We start from the raw sequence: 20,916 nt of genomic DNA, 5'->3' as shown, positions 1-20,916 counted from the left end.
GCGCCGCGTTACGAGTCCCCCAATGAGCGACGAGACGCCCGACAGCCTGATTCCCTATGACGAGATCGTGCAGGAGGCCCTGCGCGCGGTCGTTGGCCGGGTGCTCGGCGAGGTCGAGGCGACCGGGCACCTGCCCGGCGAGCATCATTTCTACATCACCTTCAAGACCCATGCGACCGGCGTCGACATCCCCCGCCACCTCGTCGAGCGGTTTCCGGACGAGATGACGATCGTCATCCAGAACCGCTTCTGGGACCTGAAGGTGCGCGAGGACGGGTTCGAGGTCGGCCTCTCGTTCAACCAGGCGCCGGCCCGGCTCTTCATCCCCTTTTCGGCGATTACCGGCTTTCATGATCCGGCGGTCAATTTCGCGCTTCAGTTCCAGGCGCAGGGCGAGGAAGCGGGCGTCGATGCCCACGATCCGGCCGAAAACGACGCGCCGCTCGCGGAGCCGGCGGAGGAGGGGTCCAATGTCGTCTCCGTGGATTTCAAGCGGAAGAAATAGCCGCGCCCTGCGCGCCGGGCTGGCCGGCGCGCTGTTCCTCTCCGCAGCCGTCGTCACCGCCCAGCCCCGCCCGACATCTCCCGACGATCGCTTCCTTCAGGGCGCCCCCGCGGAGGCGAGCCGCTATCCCTATGTCGCCGCCCTGTCGCGCGGGCCGGCGGGGCGGCGCGTCTATTTCTGCGCGGGAACGCTGATCGCCCCGCAGTGGATCGCAACCGCGGCGCATTGCTTCCACACGCCGGAGGGGCGGCGGATCGACGCGCGCGACATGTGGGTCGAGGTCGGACGCGACGCGCTGTCCGATGTTCCAGAGGAGGCGCAGGTCCGCGTCGACAGGATCGTCGTGCATCCCGGTTACGATCCGGGCGGCCAGGGCAATGATATCGCGCTGGTCCATCTGGCGGAGATCGCCGGCCCGCTGGTGGCCGAGATCGCGCGACGCAGCGACGGGGCGGGGCGGGCGACGGCGCTCGGCTTCGGCAGCCTCTACGAAGGCTCGCTGTCTTCGAGCGCGACGACCCGCGCCGGCGATCCGGCCGCGCAGACCTCCGATCGCCTGCGGCAGGCCGCCCAGGAGCTGCGCGATCCTTCCTATTGCGCGATCCTGCCCGGCGACAATCCGATGGCTCCGACGATTGTTTGCGCCGGCGCGGACCCGCACGACGCCTGCGTCGGCGATTCCGGCGGGCCACTCGTCGAACCGGACGACGAGGGGACCGACCGGCTGATCGGAATCCTCAGCCGCGGCTCCGGCTGCGCGGTGCCGGCGCCCGTCGCGGCCTATACCCGGGTCTCGGCTTATGCAGGCTGGATCGCGGCGACGGTGGCCGCGCCTTAAGACTTCACCTCGCGCGGCGTTCGGTCTACCAGCACCGCGCCACGGACCATTGGGGGAAGATCAGATGACCGCCGCCACCCGCACCGAAACCGACAGCTTCGGGCCGATCGAGGTTCCGGCCGATTGCTATTGGGGCGCGCAGACGCAGCGTTCGATCGAGAATTTCCCCTTCGGCTCCAACGAACGGATGCCGGTCGAGATCGTCCACGCGCTCGGCTTCGTGAAGCAGGCCGCGGCGCGGGTGAACGCGCGCGAGGCCGGGCTCGACGCTCAGCTCGCCGAAGCGATCCAGCAGGCGGCCGGCGAGGTCGCGTCGGGCGGCCATGACGATCAGTTCCCGCTCGTCATCTGGCAGACCGGATCGGGCACCCAATCGAACATGAACGCCAACGAGGTGATCGCCGGGCGCGCGAACGAGATCCTCACCGGCAAGCGCGGCGGCAAGGCCCCGGTCCACCCCAACGATCATGTGAACAAGGGCCAGTCGTCCAACGACAGCTTCCCGACCGCGATGCACATCGCCGCGGCGCGGGCGGTCAACGATCGGCTGCTGCCGGCGCTGGGCACGATTCACCACCGTCTCGCCGCCCAGGCCGATGCGTGGGACCGGATCGTCAAGATCGGCCGCACCCATCTGCAGGACGCGACGCCGCTGACGCTCGGCCAGGAATTTTCGGGCTACGCCGCGCAGATTGCCGCCGGGATCGATCGGGTGAAGGGGGTGCTGCCGCGGCTGCACCAGCTCGCCCAGGGCGGCACCGCGGTCGGCACCGGCCTCAATGCGCCCAAGGGATTCGGGGAGAAGTTCGCGGCGGAGGTCGCGAACCTCACCCGCCTGCCGTTCACCACCGCGCCGAACAAGTTCGAGGCGCTGGCGACGCACGACACGATGGTCGAGCTTTCCGGCGTGCTCAACGTGATCGCGGTGAGCCTCAGCAAGATCGCCAACGACATCCGCCTGCTCGGCTCCGGCCCGCGCTGCGGCCTTGGCGAGCTGAAGCTGCCGGAGAACGAGCCGGGCAGCTCGATCATGCCCGGCAAGGTCAATCCGACCCAGTGCGAGAGCCTGACGATGGTCGCCGCCCAGGTGATGGGCAATCACATGGCGGTCACCGTCGGCGGGCTCCAGGGCCATATGGAGCTGAACGTCTTCAAGCCGCTGATCGGCGCGGCCGTGATCCGCTCGATCAACCTGCTGTCGGACGGGATGGAAAGCTTCACCGCGCGTTGCCTCGATGGGATGGAGCCGGACGAGCGCCGCATCGCGGACCTCATGAACAAGTCGCTGATGCTGGTCACCGCGCTCGCGCCCGAAATCGGCTACGACAATGCCGCCGCCATCGCCAAGCACGCCCACAAGCACGGCCAGACGCTGAAGGAAGCGGGGCTGGAACTGGGCCTGGTCGACGAAGCCACCTTCGACCGCGTCGTGATCCCGGAACATATGCTGGGGCGCTGATCCCCGGCCATTGCCGAAGCCCCCCGCGCCCGCTACGGCCCGCGTCCGATGACTGAGATTGGCACAATTCGCAATTTTTCGATCATTGCGCATATCGACCACGGGAAATCCACGCTTGCCGACCGGCTGATCCAGGCGACGGGCGGGCTGACCGAGCGCGAGATGGAAGCGCAGGTGCTCGACAATATGGAGATCGAGCGCGAGCGCGGGATCACCATCAAGGCGCAGACGGTGCGGCTCGACTACACCGCCAGCGACGGCAAGCCCTATGTTCTCAACCTCATGGACACGCCCGGCCACGTGGACTTCGCCTATGAGGTGAGCCGCAGCCTCGCCGCCTGCGAAGGCGCGCTGCTGGTGGTCGACGCCGCGCAGGGCGTGGAGGCGCAGACGCTCGCCAACGTCTACCAGTCGATCGAGCACGACCATGAGATCGTCCCCGTCATCAACAAGATCGACCTCCCCGCCGCGGACGTCGACAAGGTCCGCCAGGAGATCGAGGACATTGTCGGCCTGCCCGCAGACGACGCGATCCTGACCAGCGCCAAGACCGGCCTCGGCATCAACGAGGTGCTGGAGGCGATCGTCACGCGCATCCCGCCGCCCAAGGGCGACCGCGACGCGCCCCTGAAGGCGATGCTGGTCGACTCATGGTACGACCCCTATCTCGGCGTCGTCATCCTGATCCGCGTCATCGACGGCGCGGTGAGGAAGGGCCAGCAGGTCAAGTTCATGCAGGCCGGCACGACCCACCTCATCGACCGCGTCGGCGTCTTCCGCCCGAAGATCGAGCAGCTCGCCGAGCTTGGCCCCGGCGAGATCGGCTTCATCACCGCCCAGATCAAGGATATCGGCGAGACCCGCGTCGGCGACACGATCACCGATGCGAAGCGGCCCGCCGCGCAGGCGCTCCCCGGGTTCAAGGAGGTCCAGCCGGTCGTCTTCTGCGGCCTCTTCCCGACCGACGCCAACGATTTCGAGAAGCTGCGCGACAGCCTCGCCAAGCTCAGGCTCAACGATGCGAGCTTCAGCTTCGAGATGGAGACGAGCGCGGCATTGGGCTTCGGCTTCCGCTGCGGCTTCCTCGGCCTCCTCCATCTCGAGATCATCCAGGAGCGACTGACCCGCGAATATGATCTCGATCTCATCACCACCGCGCCGAGCGTCGTCTATGAGGTCCACCTCTCGAAGGGCCGCGACGCGAGCTCGATCGGATCGGCCCGGACGATCGGCACCGACGCCGCCGGCCTCAGCATCGTCGAGATCCACAACCCCGCCGACTGGCCGGACCCGAACCAGATCGTCGAGGTGGAGGAGCCGTGGATCGAGGCGACCATCTATGTCCCCGACGAGCATCTCGGCCCGATCCTGAAGCTGTGCCAGGACCGGCGCGGCATCCAGAAGAACCTGACCTATGTCGCCGGGCGCGCGCAGGTCGTCTACGAACTGCCATTGAACGAGGTGGTGTTCGATTTCTACGATCGCCTCAAATCGATCAGCCGCGGCTATGCGAGCTTCGATTACCACCAGATCGGCCACCGCCCCGGCGATCTCGTGAAGATGAACATCCTGGTCAATGGCGAGGCCGTCGACGCGCTCTCCATGATCGTCCACCGCGGCGCCGCCGAAGCGCGCGGCCGCCAGCTGTGCGAGCGCCTCAAGGACCTCATCCCGCGCCACCTCTTCAAGATCCCGATCCAGGCCGCGATCGGCGGCAAGGTGATCGCCCGCGAAACCATCGCCGCGCTGCGGAAGGACGTGACGGCGAAGTGCTATGGCGGCGATATCACGCGGAAAAAGAAGCTGCTGGAGAAGCAGAAAGAGGGCAAGAAGCGGATGCGGGAATATGGGAGCGTGTCCATCCCGCAGGAGGCGTTCATCGCGGCGCTTCGGATGGGGGAAGAATAACCGCAGGCGCCTAGTCGAAGCTTGCGCAGCAACTGGAGACTAGAAGCCGGTGGCCGCAGGCCAGCGGTTATTCCGGCCGACGGCCTGACGTAGGCAGAGCCGATCGACGTCACGGGCCATCGGAGCATGTCCGCAGGACATGCGGAGCCGGGCCGTGGCGGAGGAGCGCGGCAGGCGCGCCGAGGTACCGCAGAACTCAGCTGCCCTAGCCCGCGCCCAGGACGCCAAGGCATTAACGGTTGAGGAGAACGACAAACCCATCCTTTCTGAGTGGCGATTCAGGAGTATACTGCGGAAAAAATGGCGTCGGGCAGGGGCAGAGAGCGATGCGATTCAAGAGCTTCACAATTGAGAACTTCAAGGGAATTCAGAGCTGCACGATCGATGTAGATGCCCCCGATCCAAGAGTGTTCTCACTTATCGGCCTTAACGAAAGCGGCAAGACGACGATCCTTGAAGCTATAAACTATTTCGTAGCTGCCGATATAGAGCTTCAAAAGATTTATAACATCGAACACGCGTCCATCAACAAAAGCGGATTCGTCCCAAAATCAAAGAAATCCAATTTCAACGGAGACGTAATTGTATCAGCGCGACTCGTATTGGATGGGGACGATTATGAGGCTCTAGAAAAGGCTCTAAAAAACATCGGATTCTCCCTAGAAAGGGCAACTCTCCCGAAAGAGATAAATATCACCCATAATTTCAGATTCAAGAACTCCGATTTTCAAAAGGCGATCAGGACGTTCCCCACATCCTTCAAGGTTTTTAAGGGAAAGGCAAAAACCGCAAAGACGATCAACGATGAGCATGAGGCTTGGGGCGTTCTTACCGAGGCCTTGGAAGACAGAATTCCACAAATATTATACTTCCCAACCTTCCTGTTCGAGATGCCCGAGAAAATTTATCTCGAAGAAGCGTCCAATGAAAAACCTGTTAATAAATACTACCGGCGATTACTTCAGGACATCCTCGATAGCCTCCATGAAGGACTGAACATTCAAGAGCACATCATAGATCGCATTCGCAGCAGTGAAGGATCGTGGTCCTGGTTTTCCTTTCTTCAAACTGATCGTCGAGAGCAGGTCAATCATGTCTTGCTGAAAGCTTCGTCAAAAGTCACGTCGGTTATAATGGACTCCTGGCGAAAGGTGTTTAGCCGCGGATTCGACAGCAAGAGAATAGAATTCGAATACGGTCATGACGAAGAGAAGGATTGTATCTATATCAAGATATTCTTGGTCGATATCCGGAATGCGGAAAAGTACGAAATAGGCGACCGATCTCTGGGGTTTAGGTGGTTTTTCTGTTTTTGGATATTTACGTATTTTCGTGCGCTTAGAACGGATGAAAACGGGGTTGTGTTCCTGTTTGACGAGCCGGCCTCTAATCTACACGCGCGGGCTCAAGAAGAGCTTTTAGCGAGCATGCAGGGCCTTGCGGAGGGTAGTAATATTGTTATCTATTCAACCCATAGCCATTACCTGATTAATCCTGCCTGGCTTGACAGGGCTTACATCGTAAAAAATGAGGCGCTCAACTACGAAGGAATCGAAGATGAATTCATGTCAAGCGGTGAAACAAACATAAGTGCCCTAAAATATCGTTCCTTTGTCGGCAAACATCCCAACCAAAGAACCTACTTTCTTCCGGTACTTGATGCGCTCGAATATCGACCGTCGCAACTGACGCTTGAGAGGCCATCTCTCATCGTCGAAGGAAAGAGCGACTATGCTTTTTTTGAACTTGCATTCCAGAACAAGTCGCGTGGGTTCGCTGTTGTGCCGGGCGGGGGAGCTCAGTCGTTGGGACCAATCATCAGTCTTTTGACGGGTTGGGGTTTTCGCAATGTAGTCTTGCTTGATGATGACAAGGAAGGCCGCGACGCGCAGAAGAAATATCTGAGCGAGTGGGCGATGAAGCAGGGTGAAGTCGAGCGAATAGCCACTTTCGGGTCTACCTTCTCGGGCAAATCCTTGGAAGCAGTGTTGCTTTCAAGGCTCGCAGATCCGGTGAAGGCCCATTTTGGCTGCGATGTGGTCGGCAAGAGTGAGCTTCAGATGTTTTTGACCGAGAAGTTGGCGGCAGCGGATGCGTCCTTCATCGAGGGAGAGATTCTCGGATTCGCAGAGCGCGTCTTCCTTTGGGCTGATCAGACCCTCGCAGCACCGTGATTGAGCCTAGATGACTCATTGCGTCTTCATGCACAAAGCCGGTTCAATCTACGACGATATCCCGGCTGAGCGCTATCAATTCCCCGCGCAATACCTCGGCCGGGCCGAGCCGTGCGTCGCCGACTGGATCGTCTATCTCGAACCGAGCAAGGTCAGGAACTCGCGCGGCTACTTCGCCGTCGCCAAGGTCGAGCGGATCATTCCTGATGACAACGCGCCGGGAATGTTCGTGGCCCTGATCGAGCCGGGGACCTATCTCGACTTCATCCGCGCCGTTCCCTTCAGCGGCCCCGAGGGGCCGATCGAGCGCGGGGTGCTCAATGAGGCGGGCGCGATCTCGGGCCGGGCGCAGGCGGCGGTCCGGCCGCTGTCGTCGGCGGACTTCGCGCGGATCGTCCGCGCGGGCTTGCCGGAGAACGACATCGTGCTGCCTCGGGTCGACGATGCCGAAGCGCTCGACCGGGTGCACGATCTGCAGGCGCCGTTCCACGTCGAGCGGCCGATCATCGAGCGGCTGATCGCCAAGCCCGAGCGCAAGGCGTTCTTCCGCCGCGCGGTGTTGCAGGCCTATGACGAAACCTGCGCCGTCACCGGGTGGAAGCTGATCAACGGCGGCGGGCGCGCCGAGGCGGAGGCGGCGCATATCAAGCCGGTCGAGCATGGCGGGCCCGACAGCATCCAGAACGGCATTGCGTTATCGGGCACCGCGCACTGGATGTTCGATCGCGGGCTGATCGGCTTCGACGACGATCTCGGCATCCTGGTCTCGCGGCAAGTGAACGACCGTTCGAGCGTCGAGGCGATGATCAACAAGACGGGCAGGGCGCTCGCGCCCGGGCGCCCGTCGCTGAGGCCGCATCCGGCGTTCCTCGCGTGGCATCGGGAGCATTGCTTCAAGCATTGACGGGGCAGAGCCAGCCGCCACGGGACCATTGTCCCGTGACGTCAGTCCTGCCCCCCGGATCGAGCCCGGGGCAGGCTTGCCGGCCTGGCGCGGCTCTTCGATTAGGATGCGGCGCCGCTATCGCGCCGGCGCTCGTAATCTCGGCGCGCCTGCGCTTCCCACTCAAGCTGGGCTCTGGCGTCCGCGCGGTAGCGTTCGTCGCGGGCGGCCTCCTTCTCCCTGAACGTGCCGGGGGCCCGGCCGTCGATCGATTCGCGCGGCTCGATCATCACCTCGCCGTGCGGGACCAGATAGCGGCGCGGCGGATGTTCGGGACGGGGCGGCTCGCCAAGCTCCGCCCACTTCTCGCGACGCGCGATGCCGAGAATGCGCGAGAAGGGCGTCTCGGCGTTCGATCCATCGACTTCGCCCGGCGGGAAGGGATGGAAAGCGAAACGAGAGGCTTGACGAGCGGCGGGGGAATCAGCACTTTCCGCCGCGATGACGCCGCACGCTTCCTCATCCGGCCTGTCCGCCGCCCGTCCGGGCGACGCGGCCGCGCGTGCCTCCGTCTCGCAGGCCTGGCAGTGGCGCTGGTCCCGTCCAGATGCGGCGGCCCGCGCGTGGCGATGGTGACGGTCTCCTAGGACCGATCTTCCCGACGATACGCAACGAGCCCGCCGCCACCGGCGGGCTTTTTCGTACGCGCGGCCCGCGCCGCTTCGCCCCGATGCACTTCCAGGACCTTGCCATGACCATGACCGCCGCCGCCCTCGCCATCACACCGCCCGACGCCAGGGGCGGGCCACCCGACCATGAGGCCGCGCTCGAACGATTGTTCGCCGGCGAATCGCTCACCCGGGCGGAGGCCGAGTGCGTCTTCGCCGAGCTGGTGGCGGGGCGGCTCGCCGAGCCGGCGATCGCGGCGCTGCTGATCGCGCTTCGGATCAAGGGCGAGAGCGTCGACGAGCTGATCGGCGCGGCGCGGGCGCTGCGCGCGGCGGACCTCGATTTCGAGCGGCCGGACTATCCCTTCGCCGATTCCTGCGGCACCGGCGGCGACGGATCGGGGACGATCAACCTGTCCACCGCCGTCGCCTTCGTCGCCGCGGCGGCGGGGCTGCCGATGGCGAAGCACGGCAACCGATCGGTCACCTCGCGCTGCGGATCCGCCGACGTGCTGGAGCGGCTGGGCGTCAAGCTGGAGGTGAGCCCGGCGACGGCGCGGCGGGCGCTGGACGAGGCGCGGATCTGCTTCCTCTACGCGCCGCAATATCATCCGGGGCTGAAACATGCCGGGCCGGTGCGCCGCGCGCTCAAGGTCCGCACGGTGATGAACATCCTGGGGCCGTGCGTGAACCCGGCCGAGCCGCCGGTCCAGCTCGTCGGCGTCGCCGATCCGGGGCTGGTCGCGCCGGTCGCGCAGACGCTGGCGGCGCTCGGCGTCGAGCGGGCGATGGTGGTGCATGGCGGCGGGCTCGACGAGGTCGCGCTCCACGCCGAGACGATCGCGGTGCGGCTGATGGACGGCGAGACCGAGCGGATGACGCTGTCGCCGGAGCTGGCCGGCCTCGCGCGCGCGCCGCTTTCGGCGCTCGCCGGCGGCGGGCCGGAGGAGAATGCGGCGCGGCTGCGGGCGCTGCTCGCCGGGCGCGGCGCGGAGGCCGAGAACCATGCGGTCGCGCTCAACGCCGGCGCGCTGCTGCTCGCCGCCGGGCGCGCCGGGACGTTGGAGGAGGGCGCCGACATCGCGCTCCAGATCCTCGCATCGGGCGCGGGCGGCCGCGTCCTCGATCATCTGGTGGAGATCAGCCATGCGTGACCCGGGCGGCACCTTGGGCGCGATCGTCGCGCGCAAGAAGATCGACGTCGCGCAGCGGCTCGGCAGCGCGACCTTCTGCGACATCGGCAGCCAGGCGAAGCGGGCCGAGCGAAGCCTCGCCGCCGCGCTCGCCTCCCCCGGCGCGCGTTTCATCATGGAGGTCAAGAAGGCCTCGCCGTCGGCGGGCGAGATCGCGCAGGTCGATCCGGCCGTCCAGGCCGAAGCCTATGCCGGCGCCGCCTCCGCGGTCAGCGTGCTGACCGACGGGCCGTTCTTCGGCGGCGCGCTCGAGGACCTGGCGGCGGTACGGCGCGTGTTCGACGGGCCGATCCTCGCCAAGGATTTCGTCGTCGATCCCCGGCAGGTGGCGGAAGCGCGGCTGCACGGCGCCGACGCGGTGCTCGTCCTCCTGTCGGTCCTCGACGACGAGGAGGCGGCCGAGGTGATGCGCGCCGCCGAGCGGCTGGGCATGGACGCGCTGGTCGAGACCCACGACGCGGCCGAGGTCGCGCGCGCGGTCGCGCTCGGCGCGAAACTGATCGGCGTCAACAATCGCGATCTCAAGACCCTCACCGTCGACCTCGCCACGACCGAGCAGCTCGCCCCGCTGGTGCCGGCCGACCGGATCGTGGTGTCGGAATCGGGGATCGCGCGGCGGCAGGACGTCGAGCGGCTGGCGCCCCATGCCGGCGCCTTCCTGGTCGGCACGTCGCTGATGCGCGCGAAGCGGCCGGCGCAGGCGGCGCGGACGCTCGCCTTCGGCCGGGTGAAGGTGTGCGGCGTCCGCAGCGCCGCCGATGCCGAACGCGCCGCGCGGTCCGGCGCCTGCTTCGTCGGCCTCATCATGGTCCCCGAATCCCAGCGCTACGTGATGCCGGCCGAGGCGGAGCCGATCGCCGGCGCGGCGCGCGACCTTGGCGCCGGAATCGTCGGCGTGTTCCGCGACGCGCCGATCGAGCGGATCGCCGAAGCCGCGCACTGGCTCGGCCTGCGCGCCGTGCAACTCCACGGTTCGGAGGACGGCGATTATGTGAAGGGCCTGCGCGCCGCGCTTCCGGTCGGCGTCGAGATCTGGGGCGCGCTTCCGGTCGCAAGGAGCGTGCCCCGGCCGCGCCCGGGCGTCGATCGGCTGCTGTTCGACACGGCGGTCGGCCGCGCATCGGGCGGCGCCGGCCGCACGTTCGACTGGACGCTGATCGACGGGCGGCGCGAGCTCAGGACGGCGCTGCTCGCCGGCGGGCTCGATCCCGGCAATGCCGCCGCCGCGGCGAAGGTCGGCGCCTGGGCGCTCGACGTCTCCTCGGGCGTCGAACGGGCGCCGGGGCGCAAGGACCCGGAGAAGCTCCAGGCCTTTTTCGAGGCGCTGCGCGTGCCGGCGCGGGGCGATTCGCCATGCTGAGCGACGGACGGTTCGGCGACTATGGCGGCGTCTATGTCCCGGAAATCCTGGTGCCGGCGCTCGAACAGCTCGAAGCGGCATTTCTCGAGGCGCAGGCCGACGCGGAGTTCCAGGCGGAGCTGACCGGCCTGCTGCGAACCTATGCCGGGCGGCCGACGCCGCTCACCCGGTGCCGCAACCTCGGATCGGACAAGGCGCGGCTCTACCTCAAGCGCGAGGATCTGCTCCACGGCGGCGCGCACAAGACCAACCAGGTGCTCGGCCAGGCGCTGCTCGCCCGGCGGATGGGCAAAAGCCGGATCATCGCCGAGACCGGCGCCGGCCAGCACGGCGTCGCGACCGCGCTCGCCGGCGCGCTGTTCGGCCTGGAAACGCGCATCTACATGGGCGCGCACGATGTCGCGCGGCAGGAGCTCAACGTCTTCCGGATGCGGCTGATGGGCGCCGAGGTGGTGCCGGTGACGAGCGGGCAGCAGGGCCTCAAGGACGCGATCAACGAGGCGCTGCGCGACTGGGCGGCGAGCTTCGCCGACACCCATTATCTGCTCGGCACCGTCGCCGGCCCGCACCCCTTCCCGACGATCGTTCGCGATTACCAGCGGGTGATCGGCGAGGAGGCGCGCGCGCAGATCCTCGCGGTCGAGGGACGGCTGCCCGACGCGGTGATCGCCTGCGTCGGCGGCGGATCGAACGCGATGGGCATTTTCGCCGACTTCATCGACGATGCCGGCGTCCGGCTGATCGGCGTCGAGCCGGCGGGCAAGGGGCTGGACGGGCGCGAGCATGGCGCGACCCTGCTGCGCGGCCGCCCCGGCGTGCTGCACGGCGCGGCGACCTATGTGCTGCAGGACGCGGACGGGCAGATCGAGGAAAGCTGGTCGGTCTCGGCGGGCCTCGATTATCCGGCGGTCGGGCCGCAACATGCCTTTCTGAAGGACAGCGGCCGGGCCGATTATGTCGGCGCGACCGACGAGGAGGCGCTGGCCGCCTTCGCGACGCTGGCGCGGCGCGAGGGGATCGTGTGCGCGTTCGAATCGGCGCACGCGCTCGCCCACGCGCTGAAGCTGGCCGAAGAAGCGGACGAAGAGACGGTGCTGGTCGTCAACATTTCGGGGCGGGGCGACAAGGACATGGAGCAGGCGCGCCGCCTGATGGAGCTGGGATGAGCCGTTATGCCGCCATCTTCCGCCGCAACGAAGGCGCGTTCGGCGCCTTCGTGATGCTCGGCGACCCCGATCTCGAGACGAGCGCGCGGATCCTCGACACGCTGGTCGAGGGCGGGGCCGACATGATCGAGGTCGGCATCCCCTTTTCCGATCCGGTCGCCGACGGGCCGGTGATCCAGGCCGCGGCGGTGCGGGCGCTGGAAAAGGGGGTGACGCCGGCCGACTGCTTCGCCTTGCTCGGTGCGTTCCGCGCGCGCCACGCCGACGTGCCGGTCGGCATCCTCACTTATGCCAATCTCGTCGTCGCGCGCGGGCGCGACGCCTTCTATCGCGCGGCGGCCGAGGCTGGCGTCGACAGCGTGCTCGTCGCCGACGTGCCGGAGATCGAGGCGGCACCCTTCGCCCAGGCGGCGCGGGCGGCCGGGATCGATCCGGTGCTGATCGCCGCCGCGAACACGCCCGACGATCGGATCGCGCGGATCGCCGCGCTCGGCGGCGGCTACACCTATTGCGTGACGCGCGCGGGGATCACGGGCGCGGACCAGGCGGTGCGGTTCGATCATGCGGCGCTGATCGACGCGCTCGCCCGCAACGGCGCGCCGCCGCCCGTCTTCGGCTTCGGAATCTCGAAGCCCGATCATGTCGCGGCGGCGCTCGCAGCCGGGGCGGCGGGGGCGATCTCGGGCTCGGCGATCGTGCAGCGGATCGCCGACCATCCCGACGATCCCGCCGGCGCGGTCCGCAGCTTCGTCGCGGCGATGAAGGGGGCGACGCGGATTCGCGAGGCGGTGCAGGGCTAGCCCGGCGCTCAGCCAATTGCCTCCCCTCCCTGCGTGCAGGGAGGGGATTGAGGGGTGGGTGCGCGCGTCGGCGCGCCCAGAAGATTCTCTCTGAGTCAGCAACAGCATCGGCCGACGCATCGAGCCTCGCCCGCTGCCAAACCCACCCCTGCCCCTCCCTGTCAGGGAGGGGGAGAAGGTTTCATGTGAATCGGCCTGATCCTTTGCCGCAGCGCGGCAATCGTCTAGAAGCCAAGCATGTCCACCTATACGATCGACACCGCGACCAGCCGCGCGACGCCGAGCCCGGCGCCGATGAAGCGGCTCACCGCGCCGGCGCTGCAGGCGCGCAAGGGCAAGGAGCCGATCGTTGCCCTGACCGCCTATACGATGCGGATGGCGCAGCTGCTCGATCCGCATTGCGACCTGCTGCTCGTCGGCGATTCGCTGGGGCAGGTGATCTACGGCCTGCCATCGACCATCCCGGTCAGCCTCGACATGATGTGCGCCCATGGCGCCGCCGTGGTGCGCGGATCGTGGCACGCCATGGTCGCGGTCGACATGCCGTTCGGATCCTATGAGGAAAGCCCCGAACAGGCCTTCCGCAGCGCGGCGCGGGTGATGAAGGAAACCGGCGCCGCCGCGGTCAAGCTCGAAGGCGGGGTGGCGATGGCCGAGACGGTCGCCTTCCTCAGCGCGCGCGGGATTCCGGTGATCGGCCATGTCGGGCTCACGCCGCAGGCGGTCAACGCGCTCGGCGGCTATGGCGCGCGCGGGCGAAGCAATGCCGAACATTCGAAGATCCTCGACGATGCCCGCGCCATCGAACAGGCCGGCGCCTTCTCGATCGTCGTCGAAGGCGTGGTCGAGACGATCGCGCGCGAGGTGACGGCGGCGGTGTCCTGCCCCGTCATCGGCATCGGCGCATCGGCCGAGTGCGACGGCCAGATCCTGGTCGTCGACGACATGCTCGGCATGTTCGAGCGGGTGCCGCGCTTCGTGAAGCGCTACGGCGCGCTGGCGCAGGAGATTGCGGGCGCCGTCGAAACCTATGCCGCCGAGGTGCGATCGCGCGCCTTTCCCACCCAGGACCAGACCTACGCGCCGAAAGCGTGAGGGCTTCCGTTTGCCGATTTGCCCCGGTAAGGAGCCGCTTGGGGGCGCGCCCGCCGGCGCGCCTGGCGGGCGCCAGACAGACGGCTAATGACTTGGGGCGCGCGGCCGGGGGCCGCTCGTTCATGCGGAGAACAGACCTTGGCGATCAAGCCGACCGAAAGCGAGACCTTCCTGCGGGAAGTCGATGAAGAGCTCCGCAAGGAACAACTGAACAATTTCGTCGCCCGCTACGGCTGGGCGCTGATCGCCGCGGCGGTGCTGGTCCTCGCCGGGATCGCCGGGCTGATCTGGTACCAGGGCCACCGCGCCGAGCAGCGCGACCAGCAGGCCGAGGCGCTGACCGACGCGCTCGACAAGATGGAAGCCGGCAACCGCAACGCCGCCTTGCCGAAGCTCGCCGAGCTCGCCGACAGCCGCTCGCCCGGCTATCGCGTCGCCGCTCTCTTCGCGCGGGCCAATGCCCAGATCGAGCAGAACCAGCTTCCGGCCGCGATCGCGACGCTGCGCTCGATCGCCGACAATGACGATTTCGCCGAGCCCTACCGGCAGGCGGCGCTGGTGCGGCAGACCGCGCTCGAATTCGATCGGCTGCCGCCGCAGGTGGTCGTCCAGCGCCTGACCCCGCTGGCGCAGCCGGGCCAGCCCTGGTTCGGTACCGCCGGCGAGATGGTGGCCATCGCCCAGCTCAAGCTGCACCGGCCCGAACTTGCCGGACCGATGTTCGGCCGCATCGCGCGCGACGAGAACGTGCCCGGATCGATCCGCGCCCGCGCCGTCCAGATGGCCGGATCGCTCGGCGTCAACGCGGTCGAATCGCTCGGGTCGCCCGCGGCGGCGGCGCAGGCCGCTCCCGAGGCCCCGGCCCAGGCGGCCGCGGCTCCACCGCCCGCAACCGAGAGGAACAGTCAATGAAGCGTCTGATCGCCGCGCTGGTCGTGGCGGGCCTGCTCACCGGCTGCAGCACCATGCGCGGTCACCGCCGCCCCTCGACGCCGACGGTCGGCGAGCGGATCCCGGTGCTGAGCAACGAGAACCAGATCGAGGTCGATGCGGCGCTTGCCGGCGTGCCGGTCACCGTGCCGAGCGCCTATGTCAACGCCGATTGGCCGACATCGGGCGGCAATGCCGCCAAGTCGATGATCCACGTCGCGCTCGGCGACACGCCGCAGCAGCTGTGGACCGCGAATATCGGCGAAGGATCGAACGTCCGCGCCCGCCTCGCCTCCGAGCCGGTGGTCGGCGACGGGCGGGTCTATACGATCGACATCACCGCGACGGTGCGCGCGTTCGACGCCAATACCGGCCAGCAGCTTTGGTCGCACCAGGTGCGCGGCGAGAATTCCCCGCGCGAGACCCTGTTCGGCGGCGGCGTCACCTACGATTCGGGCCATGTCTATGCGGTCAACGGCGCCGGCGATGCCGCCGCGCTCGACGCCGCGACCGGCAACCAGATCTGGCTGGTGAAGCCGGGCAGCCCGCTGCGCGGCGCGCCGACCGTCGGCGTCGACAATGTCTATGTGCTGAGCCAGGACAACCAGCTCTATGCGCTCGACCGCGACACCGGCGAGACCCACTGGACCGCGACCGGATCGTTCGAGCTTGCCGGCGTGTTCGGTGTCGCCTCGCCCGCCTTCGCGCAGAGCACGGTCGTCGCCGGCTATTCCTCCGGCGAACTCACCGCCTATCGCTACGAGAATGGCGAGACGGTCTGGCAGGACGCGCTCGCCCGCACCGGCATCTCGACCGTCGTCGGCACGCTCTCCGACGTCGATGCCGATCCGGTCGTAGACAATGGCCGCGTCTTCGCGGTCGGCCGCGGCGGCCGCATGGTCGCGATCGAGCTGATCACCGGGCAGCGCGCCTGGGAGGTCAACCTCGCCGGCCTTTCGACCCCCTGGGTCGCGGGCGACTGGGTGTTCGTCGTCACCGATCGCGCCCAGCTCGTCGCGCTCGCCCGCGCGTCCGGCCGGGTGCGCTGGATCTCGCAGCTTCCCGCCTTCGTCCATCCGCCGCGCACCCGCGAGCGCGGCGCGAACGGCGAGAATCGCGACAAGCCGGGCGAAGGCCCGATCTTCTGGCGTGGGCCGGTGCTTGCCGGCGGCCGGCTGATCCTGACCAGCTCGCAGGGGCAGATCGTCTACGTGAACCCGGCCGACGGAAGCGTCCAGGCGACGGTGGAGACCCGCTCCGCCTTCTCGCTGCCGCCGATCGTTGCGAACAACACGCTCTACACGCTCGACGACAGCGGCCGCCTGACCGCCTATCGTTGAGCCTGTCCCCCTCCCGCCACGGGAGGGGGATGAGGTCATTCATGTCGCGACTGCCTGTCCTTGCCATCGTCGGCCGTCCCAATGTCGGCAAGTCCACCCTGTTCAACCGGCTGGTGGGCAAGAAGCTCGCGCTCGTCGACGATCGCCCCGGCGTGACCCGCGACCGGCGCGAGGGCGATGCCAGCCTGCTCGGCCTCGAATTCCGGGTCATCGACACGGCCGGTTATGAGGACGAGGATCCCGACACGCTGCCCGGGCGGATGCGCGCACAGACCGAGGCGGCGGTGCGCGGCGCCGATGCGGCGCTGTTCCTGATCGACGCGCGCGCCGGCCTGACCCCGCTCGACGAGGAGATCGCCCGCTGGCTTCGCACCCAGACCGTGCCGGTGGTCCTGGCCGCCAACAAGGCGGAGGGGCGATCGGGGGAGGCCGGGCTGATCGAAGCGTTTTCGCTCGGGCTGGGCGAGCCGATCGCGATCAGCGCCGAACATGGCGAGGGGATCGCCGACCTGTTCGAGCAATTGCTGCCGCATCTGGAGCGCGAGACAGACGAGGAGGAGGGCGAAGCGGATCGCGCCGCGCCGCTGAAGCTCGCCATCGTCGGGCGGCCCAATGCCGGCAAATCGACGCTGGTCAACGCGATGCTGGGCCAGGACCGGCTCATCACCGGGCCGGAAGCGGGGATCACCCGCGATTCGATCGCGATCGACTGGAGCTGGCGCGATCGCGAAGGCGTCGACCATGCGGTGCGGCTGATCGACACGGCCGGGATGCGCAAGCGCGCCAAGGTGGAGGACAAGCTCGAAAAGCTGTCGGTCGCCGATGCGCGCCGCGCGGTGGACTTCGCCGAGGTCGTCGTGCTGCTGCTCGATGGCACGCGCGGGCTCGAGGCGCAGGACCTCAGGATCGCCGATGCCGTCCTGCAGGAAGGCCGGGCGCTGATCGTCGCGATCAACAAATGGGACGTCGCGGAAAATCCGGGCGGGCTGTTCCAGGGGATACGCGCCGCGCTGGACGAGGGATTGAGCCAGGCCCGCGGCCTGCCGTTGCTCACCGTTTCCGGCAAGACCGGGAAGGGCATCGACGCGCTTGTCGAGGCGGCGCTGGCGCTGCGCGCGACCTGGTCGGCCCGTGTCTCGACCGGCCAGCTCAACCGCTGGTTCGAGGGCGCGATCGAGAAGAATCCGCCGCCCGCGCCGGGCGGCAAGAGGATCAAGCTGCGCTACATCACCCAGGTCGGCACGCGGCCGCCCAGCTTCGTCCTGTTCGGGACCCGGGTCGACCAGCTGCCGGACTCCTACCTTCGCTACCTGGTGAACGGGATCAAGCGCGAGCTCGGCTTCGCGACCGTGCCGGTGCGCCTCGCCGCGCGCGCCCCGCGCAACCCCTATCGGCCGAAATAGAGGCGATTTTCGGCGGCCTCATTTCGTCCCATCGTCAACCCGCTGTTTACTTGGCTCCGCTAGAGGCCGGGCAAAGATACAGGGACATTGGACAGGTGGATACCAGCGCGCTGATCGACTGGACCAAGTTCGCGCAGATGCGCGCCGAGCTCGGCGCCAATTTCGTGCGGATCCTCGGCTATTTCCGCGAGGACGGCGCCAAGGCCGTCGCCCAGATCGAAGAGGCGATGCACAACAAGGACACCGCCGCGCTCGTCATCCCTTCGCACACGATCAAATCCGAAGCGCGCCAGTTCGGCGCCGAGCTGCTCGGCCAGCTTGCCGAGGAGATCGAGTTTGCGGCGCGCAGCGCGCTCGAATCCCAGCTCTTCCCCGATCACATGCTGCCCCACGTCGCGCGGCTCCGCCCGACCTATGACGAGACGATCGCGCGGCTGGAGAAGGAAACCAACCCGCTCGCCACCCGCCGCCCGAGCTTCGGCCGCGCGGCGAGCAACCAGGATTTCGGGCGGCTCTAGGGCAGGCGGTCAGGCGGGCGCGCGCCGCCGCATCGGCTGCGGCTCGCCGCGCGCGAGGCTGCGCCACAGCCATTCGAACGGGCCGTAGGCGAAGCGATCGAGCCACGGCTTCGACCAGAGCAGCATCAGCGCCCAGGCGCCGATCACGAACCACCACAGATCGACGCGGCGGACATGGCCGAACAGGCCAAGCCCGTAGCCGTAGAAGATCGCGGTCATCAGCAGGCTGGTGCCGAGATAGTTGGTGAAGGCGGCGCGGCCGGCGGCGGCGATGCGGCGGGTGAGCCGGCCGTGGCCCCGGGTCGCGAGGATGATGAGCGCCGCCGTCCCGACGATCATCGCCGGGCGGAACGGGACCGAGGCGGCAAGGCTGCCCGCCACCAGCACCGGCACCGCGAAATCGGCCTCGATGCACCAGCGGGCGAGCAGGGCATAAGCGGGCACCCCGATGCCGAAGCCGATCGCCGCGGCGATGGCATAAGCGCGGTTCGACCAGCGGCCGGAGAGGAAACCCGTCTTCAGCGCGGCCATGCCGAGCAGCATGTAGGCGAGCGTTTCGGCGCCGATGAAGAGGACGCTCCGCACCGGCGCCAGGCCGTTCTCGTCGAAATTGTGCCGGACGATCCCCCACCAGGAACCGCGATAGACGGCCAGGGTCTCGCGAAGCTCGGCGGGCGAGTAGAGGCCGGAGCCGGCCTGCATCTCCCGCCAGCGGAGCAAGGCGTCGACGTCCGCATGGGGCGCGGCGGCGGCCCGCGCCGCATCGAACACCGTCGCGGCCAAGCTCGCGAACAAGGCGAACTGGAAGAGGAGGAGGCCGATGGCGATGGCAATGAGCAGCCGCGGGCGGGAGGCCCAGAAGGCGTAGGCGATCATGCCGATCGGCGCGTAGAGCGACAGGATGTCGCCCGACCAGACAAGGTAGAAATGGGCGAGGCCGAAGACGAGCAGCCAGGCCATGCGGCGATAATGGACGGCGGCGCCGCTGCGCCCCGCCGCCTCCGCCCGCTCGACGACCAGCAGCATCGAGGCGCCGAACAGGAAGGAGAAGAGGCCGCGCATCTTGCCGTCGACGAACACGAAGGCGACGGCCCAGGAGGCGATGTCCGCCGGGCCCTCATAACCGGCGGCGCGCGGGTTCATATAGGCGTTTTCAGGCAATGCGAAGGCGACGATGTTCATCGCCAATATGCCCATCACCGCGACGCCGCGAACGATATCGAGCGTGGCGATGCGCGCGCCAGCGGGCGCGGCCGTCGGCGCCTCGGTCACGCCCGCCGGCTTAGCGGAAGCCGCGGCGCAGGCGCTCCGCCCGGAACAGCCGGTCGGCGGTCCTCAGCTGGCTGCGGGTGCAGGCGGTGCGGCCGGGGATGCGCGCGCCGGACGCCTGGTAGCGCACGGTGCAGCGGCTGCGCGGATAGACGACCTGCCCCGCGCCGTTCGAGGCGACGAAGGCGCGCGGCGCATTGCCGACCGCGCCGCCCGGCGCCGGCGCGTAATTGGGGCGCACGCGCGCCGCGACCGCGGCGTTGGCGCGCTGGATCTGGCCGGAATTGCAGCCCGGCCGGGCCGACTGGAAGCGCCCGCCGCGATCATAATAAACGGAGCAGTTGCCGCCCGGAAAGCCGACCTGGATGCCGTTCGGCTGGATATCGACATTCTGCGCCCCGGCGGGGACCGCGATCATGGCGCCGGCGACGGCCAGAGCGATGCGAAGGGACGAGGGCGTGAGCATGAAGCGTCTCCTTGTCAGACCTGCGGCCAGCCTAGCCGATCCGCGGCGGGGCCGCCATCGGCGCGCGCTCAATCCTCGGCGGGCTTGCTCTGCAGCTGGATATAATTTTCGAGGCCCATCCGCCTGATCATCTCGAACTGGGTTTCGAGGAAGTCGATATGCTCCTCCTCGCTTTCGAGGATGCGCTCGAAGACCTCGCGGCTCACATAGTCGCGCACCTCCTCGCAATGGGCGATCGCGCCGCGAAGCTGCTCGCGCGCTTCATGTTCGAGATCGAGATCGGCCTTCAGCACCTCCTCGACCGTCTCGCCGATGCGGAGGCGCCCGAGCATCTGGAAATTGGGCAGGCCGTCGAGGAAGAGGATGCGCTCGGCGAGCGTATCGGCATGCTTCATCTCGTCGATCGACTCGTGCCGCTCATATTCGGCGAGCCGCTTCACGCCCCAATTGTCGAGCATGCGATAGTGCAGCCAATATTGGTTGATCGCGGTGAGCTCGTTCCTCAGCGTCTCGTTCAACAGTTCGATGACGCGCGCGTCGCCCTTCATGCCGGCCTCCTCGATAGCTCCGGCCGATCATAAGCCGACGCGGTTCAAAAGGCACCCGGAAATGGCGGAAAACCGCGAAAAATTCGCGCGAAACTGCTAATCAGTTTCAATAGGGGTTAGCGGCGCGGCAGCCTCGGACCCGTCAGGCGGCGCGCTCGGCCGCGATGATCTCACGCGCGAAGGAGAAGCACTGGCCGCAGCGCGGCTTGCGCCCGAAGCAGCGATAGGCGCTGGTCGGGCAGGAGGCCCCGTTGCGCGCGGCCTCGCGCACCTCGGATTCGCGAATCGCGTTACAGACGCAAACGATCATGGGGCTCGGGTTAGCGATAATGCGAACTATTCGCAATACGGATTCGTGCAGGTTGGGTGACGCATGAGGGCCAGGCGGGGGCC

20 protein-coding genes are annotated in these 20,916 nt (G+C 67.6%); 15 read left to right on the top strand and 5 right to left on the bottom strand.

Annotation, left to right across the window (positions count from 1 at the left end):
• Positions 1–22 precede the first annotated feature (22 nt).
• From FRZ32_RS03070 to FRZ32_RS03045, 6 genes are all read left to right on the top strand, one after another.
• Positions 23–505: an SspB family protein gene (locus FRZ32_RS03070; RefSeq protein WP_147042120.1), complete on the top strand. Its 483-nt coding sequence runs from the start codon at positions 23–25 to the stop codon at positions 503–505.
• Complete coding sequence (locus tag FRZ32_RS03065; RefSeq protein ID WP_158635815.1) at positions 471–1,343, top strand: S1 family peptidase; 873 nt, start codon at positions 471–473, stop codon at positions 1,341–1,343. Before FRZ32_RS03070 ends, FRZ32_RS03065 begins: the two co-directional genes overlap by 35 nt.
• Positions 1,344–1,407: 64 nt before the next feature.
• Positions 1,408–2,802, top strand: coding sequence for a class II fumarate hydratase (gene fumC, locus FRZ32_RS03060; protein WP_147042118.1), 1,395 nt, complete (start codon positions 1,408–1,410; stop codon positions 2,800–2,802).
• Positions 2,803–2,850: 48 nt separating this feature from the next.
• The gene (gene lepA, locus FRZ32_RS03055; protein WP_147042117.1) at positions 2,851–4,710 is read left to right on the top strand and encodes a translation elongation factor 4; all 1,860 of its coding nucleotides are present in this window, start codon (positions 2,851–2,853) and stop codon (positions 4,708–4,710) included.
• Between the two features lie 326 nt (positions 4,711–5,036).
• The gene (locus FRZ32_RS03050; protein ID WP_147042116.1) at positions 5,037–6,884 is read left to right on the top strand and encodes an ATP-dependent nuclease; all 1,848 of its coding nucleotides are present in this window, start codon (positions 5,037–5,039) and stop codon (positions 6,882–6,884) included.
• A 28-nt stretch (positions 6,885–6,912) separates the two neighbouring features.
• On the top strand, positions 6,913–7,788 hold the full coding sequence (locus FRZ32_RS03045; protein ID WP_243445177.1) for an HNH endonuclease: 876 nt from the start codon (positions 6,913–6,915) through the stop codon (positions 7,786–7,788).
• Positions 7,789–7,889: 101 nt separating this feature from the next.
• Here FRZ32_RS03045 and FRZ32_RS15175 read toward each other — a convergent pair whose 3' ends face one another.
• Positions 7,890–8,057: a hypothetical protein gene (locus tag FRZ32_RS15175; RefSeq protein ID WP_158635814.1), complete on the bottom strand. Its 168-nt coding sequence runs from the start codon at positions 8,055–8,057 to the stop codon at positions 7,890–7,892.
• Positions 8,058–8,518: 461 nt separating this feature from the next.
• Here FRZ32_RS15175 and trpD point away from each other — a divergent pair, with 461 nt between their 5' ends.
• The 9 genes from trpD (at position 8,519) to FRZ32_RS03000 (ending at position 18,240) form a co-directional block, all read left to right on the top strand.
• Positions 8,519–9,589, top strand: coding sequence for an anthranilate phosphoribosyltransferase (gene trpD / locus FRZ32_RS03040; protein ID WP_205008236.1), 1,071 nt, complete (start codon positions 8,519–8,521; stop codon positions 9,587–9,589).
• The gene (gene trpCF, locus FRZ32_RS03035; protein WP_147042114.1) at positions 9,582–10,988 is read left to right on the top strand and encodes a bifunctional indole-3-glycerol-phosphate synthase TrpC/phosphoribosylanthranilate isomerase TrpF; all 1,407 of its coding nucleotides are present in this window, start codon (positions 9,582–9,584) and stop codon (positions 10,986–10,988) included. The genes trpD and trpCF overlap by 8 nt, the downstream gene beginning before the upstream one ends.
• A complete protein-coding gene (gene trpB, locus FRZ32_RS03030) occupies positions 10,982–12,154 on the top strand; it encodes a tryptophan synthase subunit beta (RefSeq protein WP_147042113.1) in 1,173 nt (390 codons plus the stop codon). Before trpCF ends, trpB begins: the two co-directional genes overlap by 7 nt.
• Positions 12,151–12,954, top strand: a complete 804-nt coding sequence (gene trpA / locus FRZ32_RS03025; RefSeq protein ID WP_147042112.1) for a tryptophan synthase subunit alpha — start codon at positions 12,151–12,153, stop codon at positions 12,952–12,954. The genes trpB and trpA overlap by 4 nt, the downstream gene beginning before the upstream one ends.
• A 237-nt stretch (positions 12,955–13,191) precedes the next feature.
• Complete coding sequence (panB, locus tag FRZ32_RS03020; RefSeq protein ID WP_147042111.1) at positions 13,192–14,049, top strand: 3-methyl-2-oxobutanoate hydroxymethyltransferase; 858 nt, start codon at positions 13,192–13,194, stop codon at positions 14,047–14,049.
• 138 nt (positions 14,050–14,187) lie between these two features.
• On the top strand, positions 14,188–14,961 hold the full coding sequence (locus FRZ32_RS03015; protein ID WP_158635813.1) for a tetratricopeptide repeat protein: 774 nt from the start codon (positions 14,188–14,190) through the stop codon (positions 14,959–14,961).
• On the top strand, positions 14,958–16,319 hold the full coding sequence (locus tag FRZ32_RS03010; RefSeq protein ID WP_147042109.1) for an outer membrane protein assembly factor BamB family protein: 1,362 nt from the start codon (positions 14,958–14,960) through the stop codon (positions 16,317–16,319). The genes FRZ32_RS03015 and FRZ32_RS03010 overlap by 4 nt, the downstream gene beginning before the upstream one ends.
• A 41-nt stretch (positions 16,320–16,360) precedes the next feature.
• A complete protein-coding gene (der, locus tag FRZ32_RS03005; protein WP_147042108.1) occupies positions 16,361–17,722 on the top strand; it encodes a ribosome biogenesis GTPase Der in 1,362 nt (453 codons plus the stop codon).
• Between the two features lie 137 nt (positions 17,723–17,859).
• Positions 17,860–18,240, top strand: a complete 381-nt coding sequence (locus tag FRZ32_RS03000; RefSeq protein WP_192901906.1) for an Hpt domain-containing protein — start codon at positions 17,860–17,862, stop codon at positions 18,238–18,240.
• A 9-nt stretch (positions 18,241–18,249) separates the two neighbouring features.
• On the opposite strand, the gene FRZ32_RS02995 is transcribed toward FRZ32_RS03000, so the two are convergent.
• The 4 genes from FRZ32_RS02995 to FRZ32_RS02980 all read right to left on the bottom strand — a co-directional run bounded on the left by FRZ32_RS02995 (position 18,250) and on the right by FRZ32_RS02980 (position 20,833).
• Entirely contained in the window at positions 18,250–19,512 is a 1,263-nt protein-coding gene (locus FRZ32_RS02995) for a DUF418 domain-containing protein (protein ID WP_243445176.1), read from the bottom strand.
• A 10-nt stretch (positions 19,513–19,522) separates the two neighbouring features.
• Positions 19,523–19,975 (bottom strand): hypothetical protein, encoded by a 453-nt coding sequence (locus FRZ32_RS02990; RefSeq protein ID WP_147042107.1) that lies wholly within the window; start codon positions 19,973–19,975, stop codon positions 19,523–19,525.
• 68 nt (positions 19,976–20,043) lie between these two features.
• The gene (bfr, locus tag FRZ32_RS02985; protein WP_147042106.1) at positions 20,044–20,523 is read right to left on the bottom strand and encodes a bacterioferritin; all 480 of its coding nucleotides are present in this window, start codon (positions 20,521–20,523) and stop codon (positions 20,044–20,046) included.
• A 142-nt stretch (positions 20,524–20,665) separates the two neighbouring features.
• On the bottom strand, positions 20,666–20,833 hold the full coding sequence (locus FRZ32_RS02980; RefSeq protein WP_147042105.1) for a (2Fe-2S)-binding protein: 168 nt from the start codon (positions 20,831–20,833) through the stop codon (positions 20,666–20,668).
• Positions 20,834–20,916 lie beyond the last annotated feature (83 nt).

Source organism: Sphingosinicella ginsenosidimutans (genome assembly GCF_007995055.1).
Taxonomy (GTDB): domain Bacteria; phylum Pseudomonadota; class Alphaproteobacteria; order Sphingomonadales; family Sphingomonadaceae; genus Allosphingosinicella; species Allosphingosinicella ginsenosidimutans.
Note: the sequence above shows the minus strand (reverse complement) of the source record. Positions and strands in the feature narration are given on the sequence as shown.

Coding starts and splice junctions, on each gene's coding strand:
- FRZ32_RS03070 (WP_147042120.1), top strand. CDS start 23: ATGAGCGACGAGACGCCCGACAGCCTGATTCCCTATGACGAGATCGTG.
- FRZ32_RS03065 (WP_158635815.1), top strand. CDS start 471: ATGTCGTCTCCGTGGATTTCAAGCGGAAGAAATAGCCGCGCCCTGCGC.
- fumC (WP_147042118.1), top strand. CDS start 1,408: ATGACCGCCGCCACCCGCACCGAAACCGACAGCTTCGGGCCGATCGAG.
- lepA (WP_147042117.1), top strand. CDS start 2,851: ATGACTGAGATTGGCACAATTCGCAATTTTTCGATCATTGCGCATATC.
- FRZ32_RS03050 (WP_147042116.1), top strand. CDS start 5,037: ATGCGATTCAAGAGCTTCACAATTGAGAACTTCAAGGGAATTCAGAGC.
- FRZ32_RS03045 (WP_243445177.1), top strand. CDS start 6,913: ATGCACAAAGCCGGTTCAATCTACGACGATATCCCGGCTGAGCGCTAT.
- FRZ32_RS15175 (WP_158635814.1), bottom strand. CDS start 8,057: ATGATCGAGCCGCGCGAATCGATCGACGGCCGGGCCCCCGGCACGTTC.
- trpD (WP_205008236.1), top strand. CDS start 8,519: ATGACCATGACCGCCGCCGCCCTCGCCATCACACCGCCCGACGCCAGG.
- trpCF (WP_147042114.1), top strand. CDS start 9,582: ATGCGTGACCCGGGCGGCACCTTGGGCGCGATCGTCGCGCGCAAGAAG.
- trpB (WP_147042113.1), top strand. CDS start 10,982: ATGCTGAGCGACGGACGGTTCGGCGACTATGGCGGCGTCTATGTCCCG.
- trpA (WP_147042112.1), top strand. CDS start 12,151: ATGAGCCGTTATGCCGCCATCTTCCGCCGCAACGAAGGCGCGTTCGGC.
- panB (WP_147042111.1), top strand. CDS start 13,192: ATGTCCACCTATACGATCGACACCGCGACCAGCCGCGCGACGCCGAGC.
- FRZ32_RS03010 (WP_147042109.1), top strand. CDS start 14,958: ATGAAGCGTCTGATCGCCGCGCTGGTCGTGGCGGGCCTGCTCACCGGC.
- der (WP_147042108.1), top strand. CDS start 16,361: ATGTCGCGACTGCCTGTCCTTGCCATCGTCGGCCGTCCCAATGTCGGC.
- FRZ32_RS03000 (WP_192901906.1), top strand. CDS start 17,860: ATGCGCGCCGAGCTCGGCGCCAATTTCGTGCGGATCCTCGGCTATTTC.
- FRZ32_RS02990 (WP_147042107.1), bottom strand. CDS start 19,975: ATGCTCACGCCCTCGTCCCTTCGCATCGCTCTGGCCGTCGCCGGCGCC.
- bfr (WP_147042106.1), bottom strand. CDS start 20,523: ATGAAGGGCGACGCGCGCGTCATCGAACTGTTGAACGAGACGCTGAGG.
- FRZ32_RS02980 (WP_147042105.1), bottom strand. CDS start 20,833: ATGATCGTTTGCGTCTGTAACGCGATTCGCGAATCCGAGGTGCGCGAG.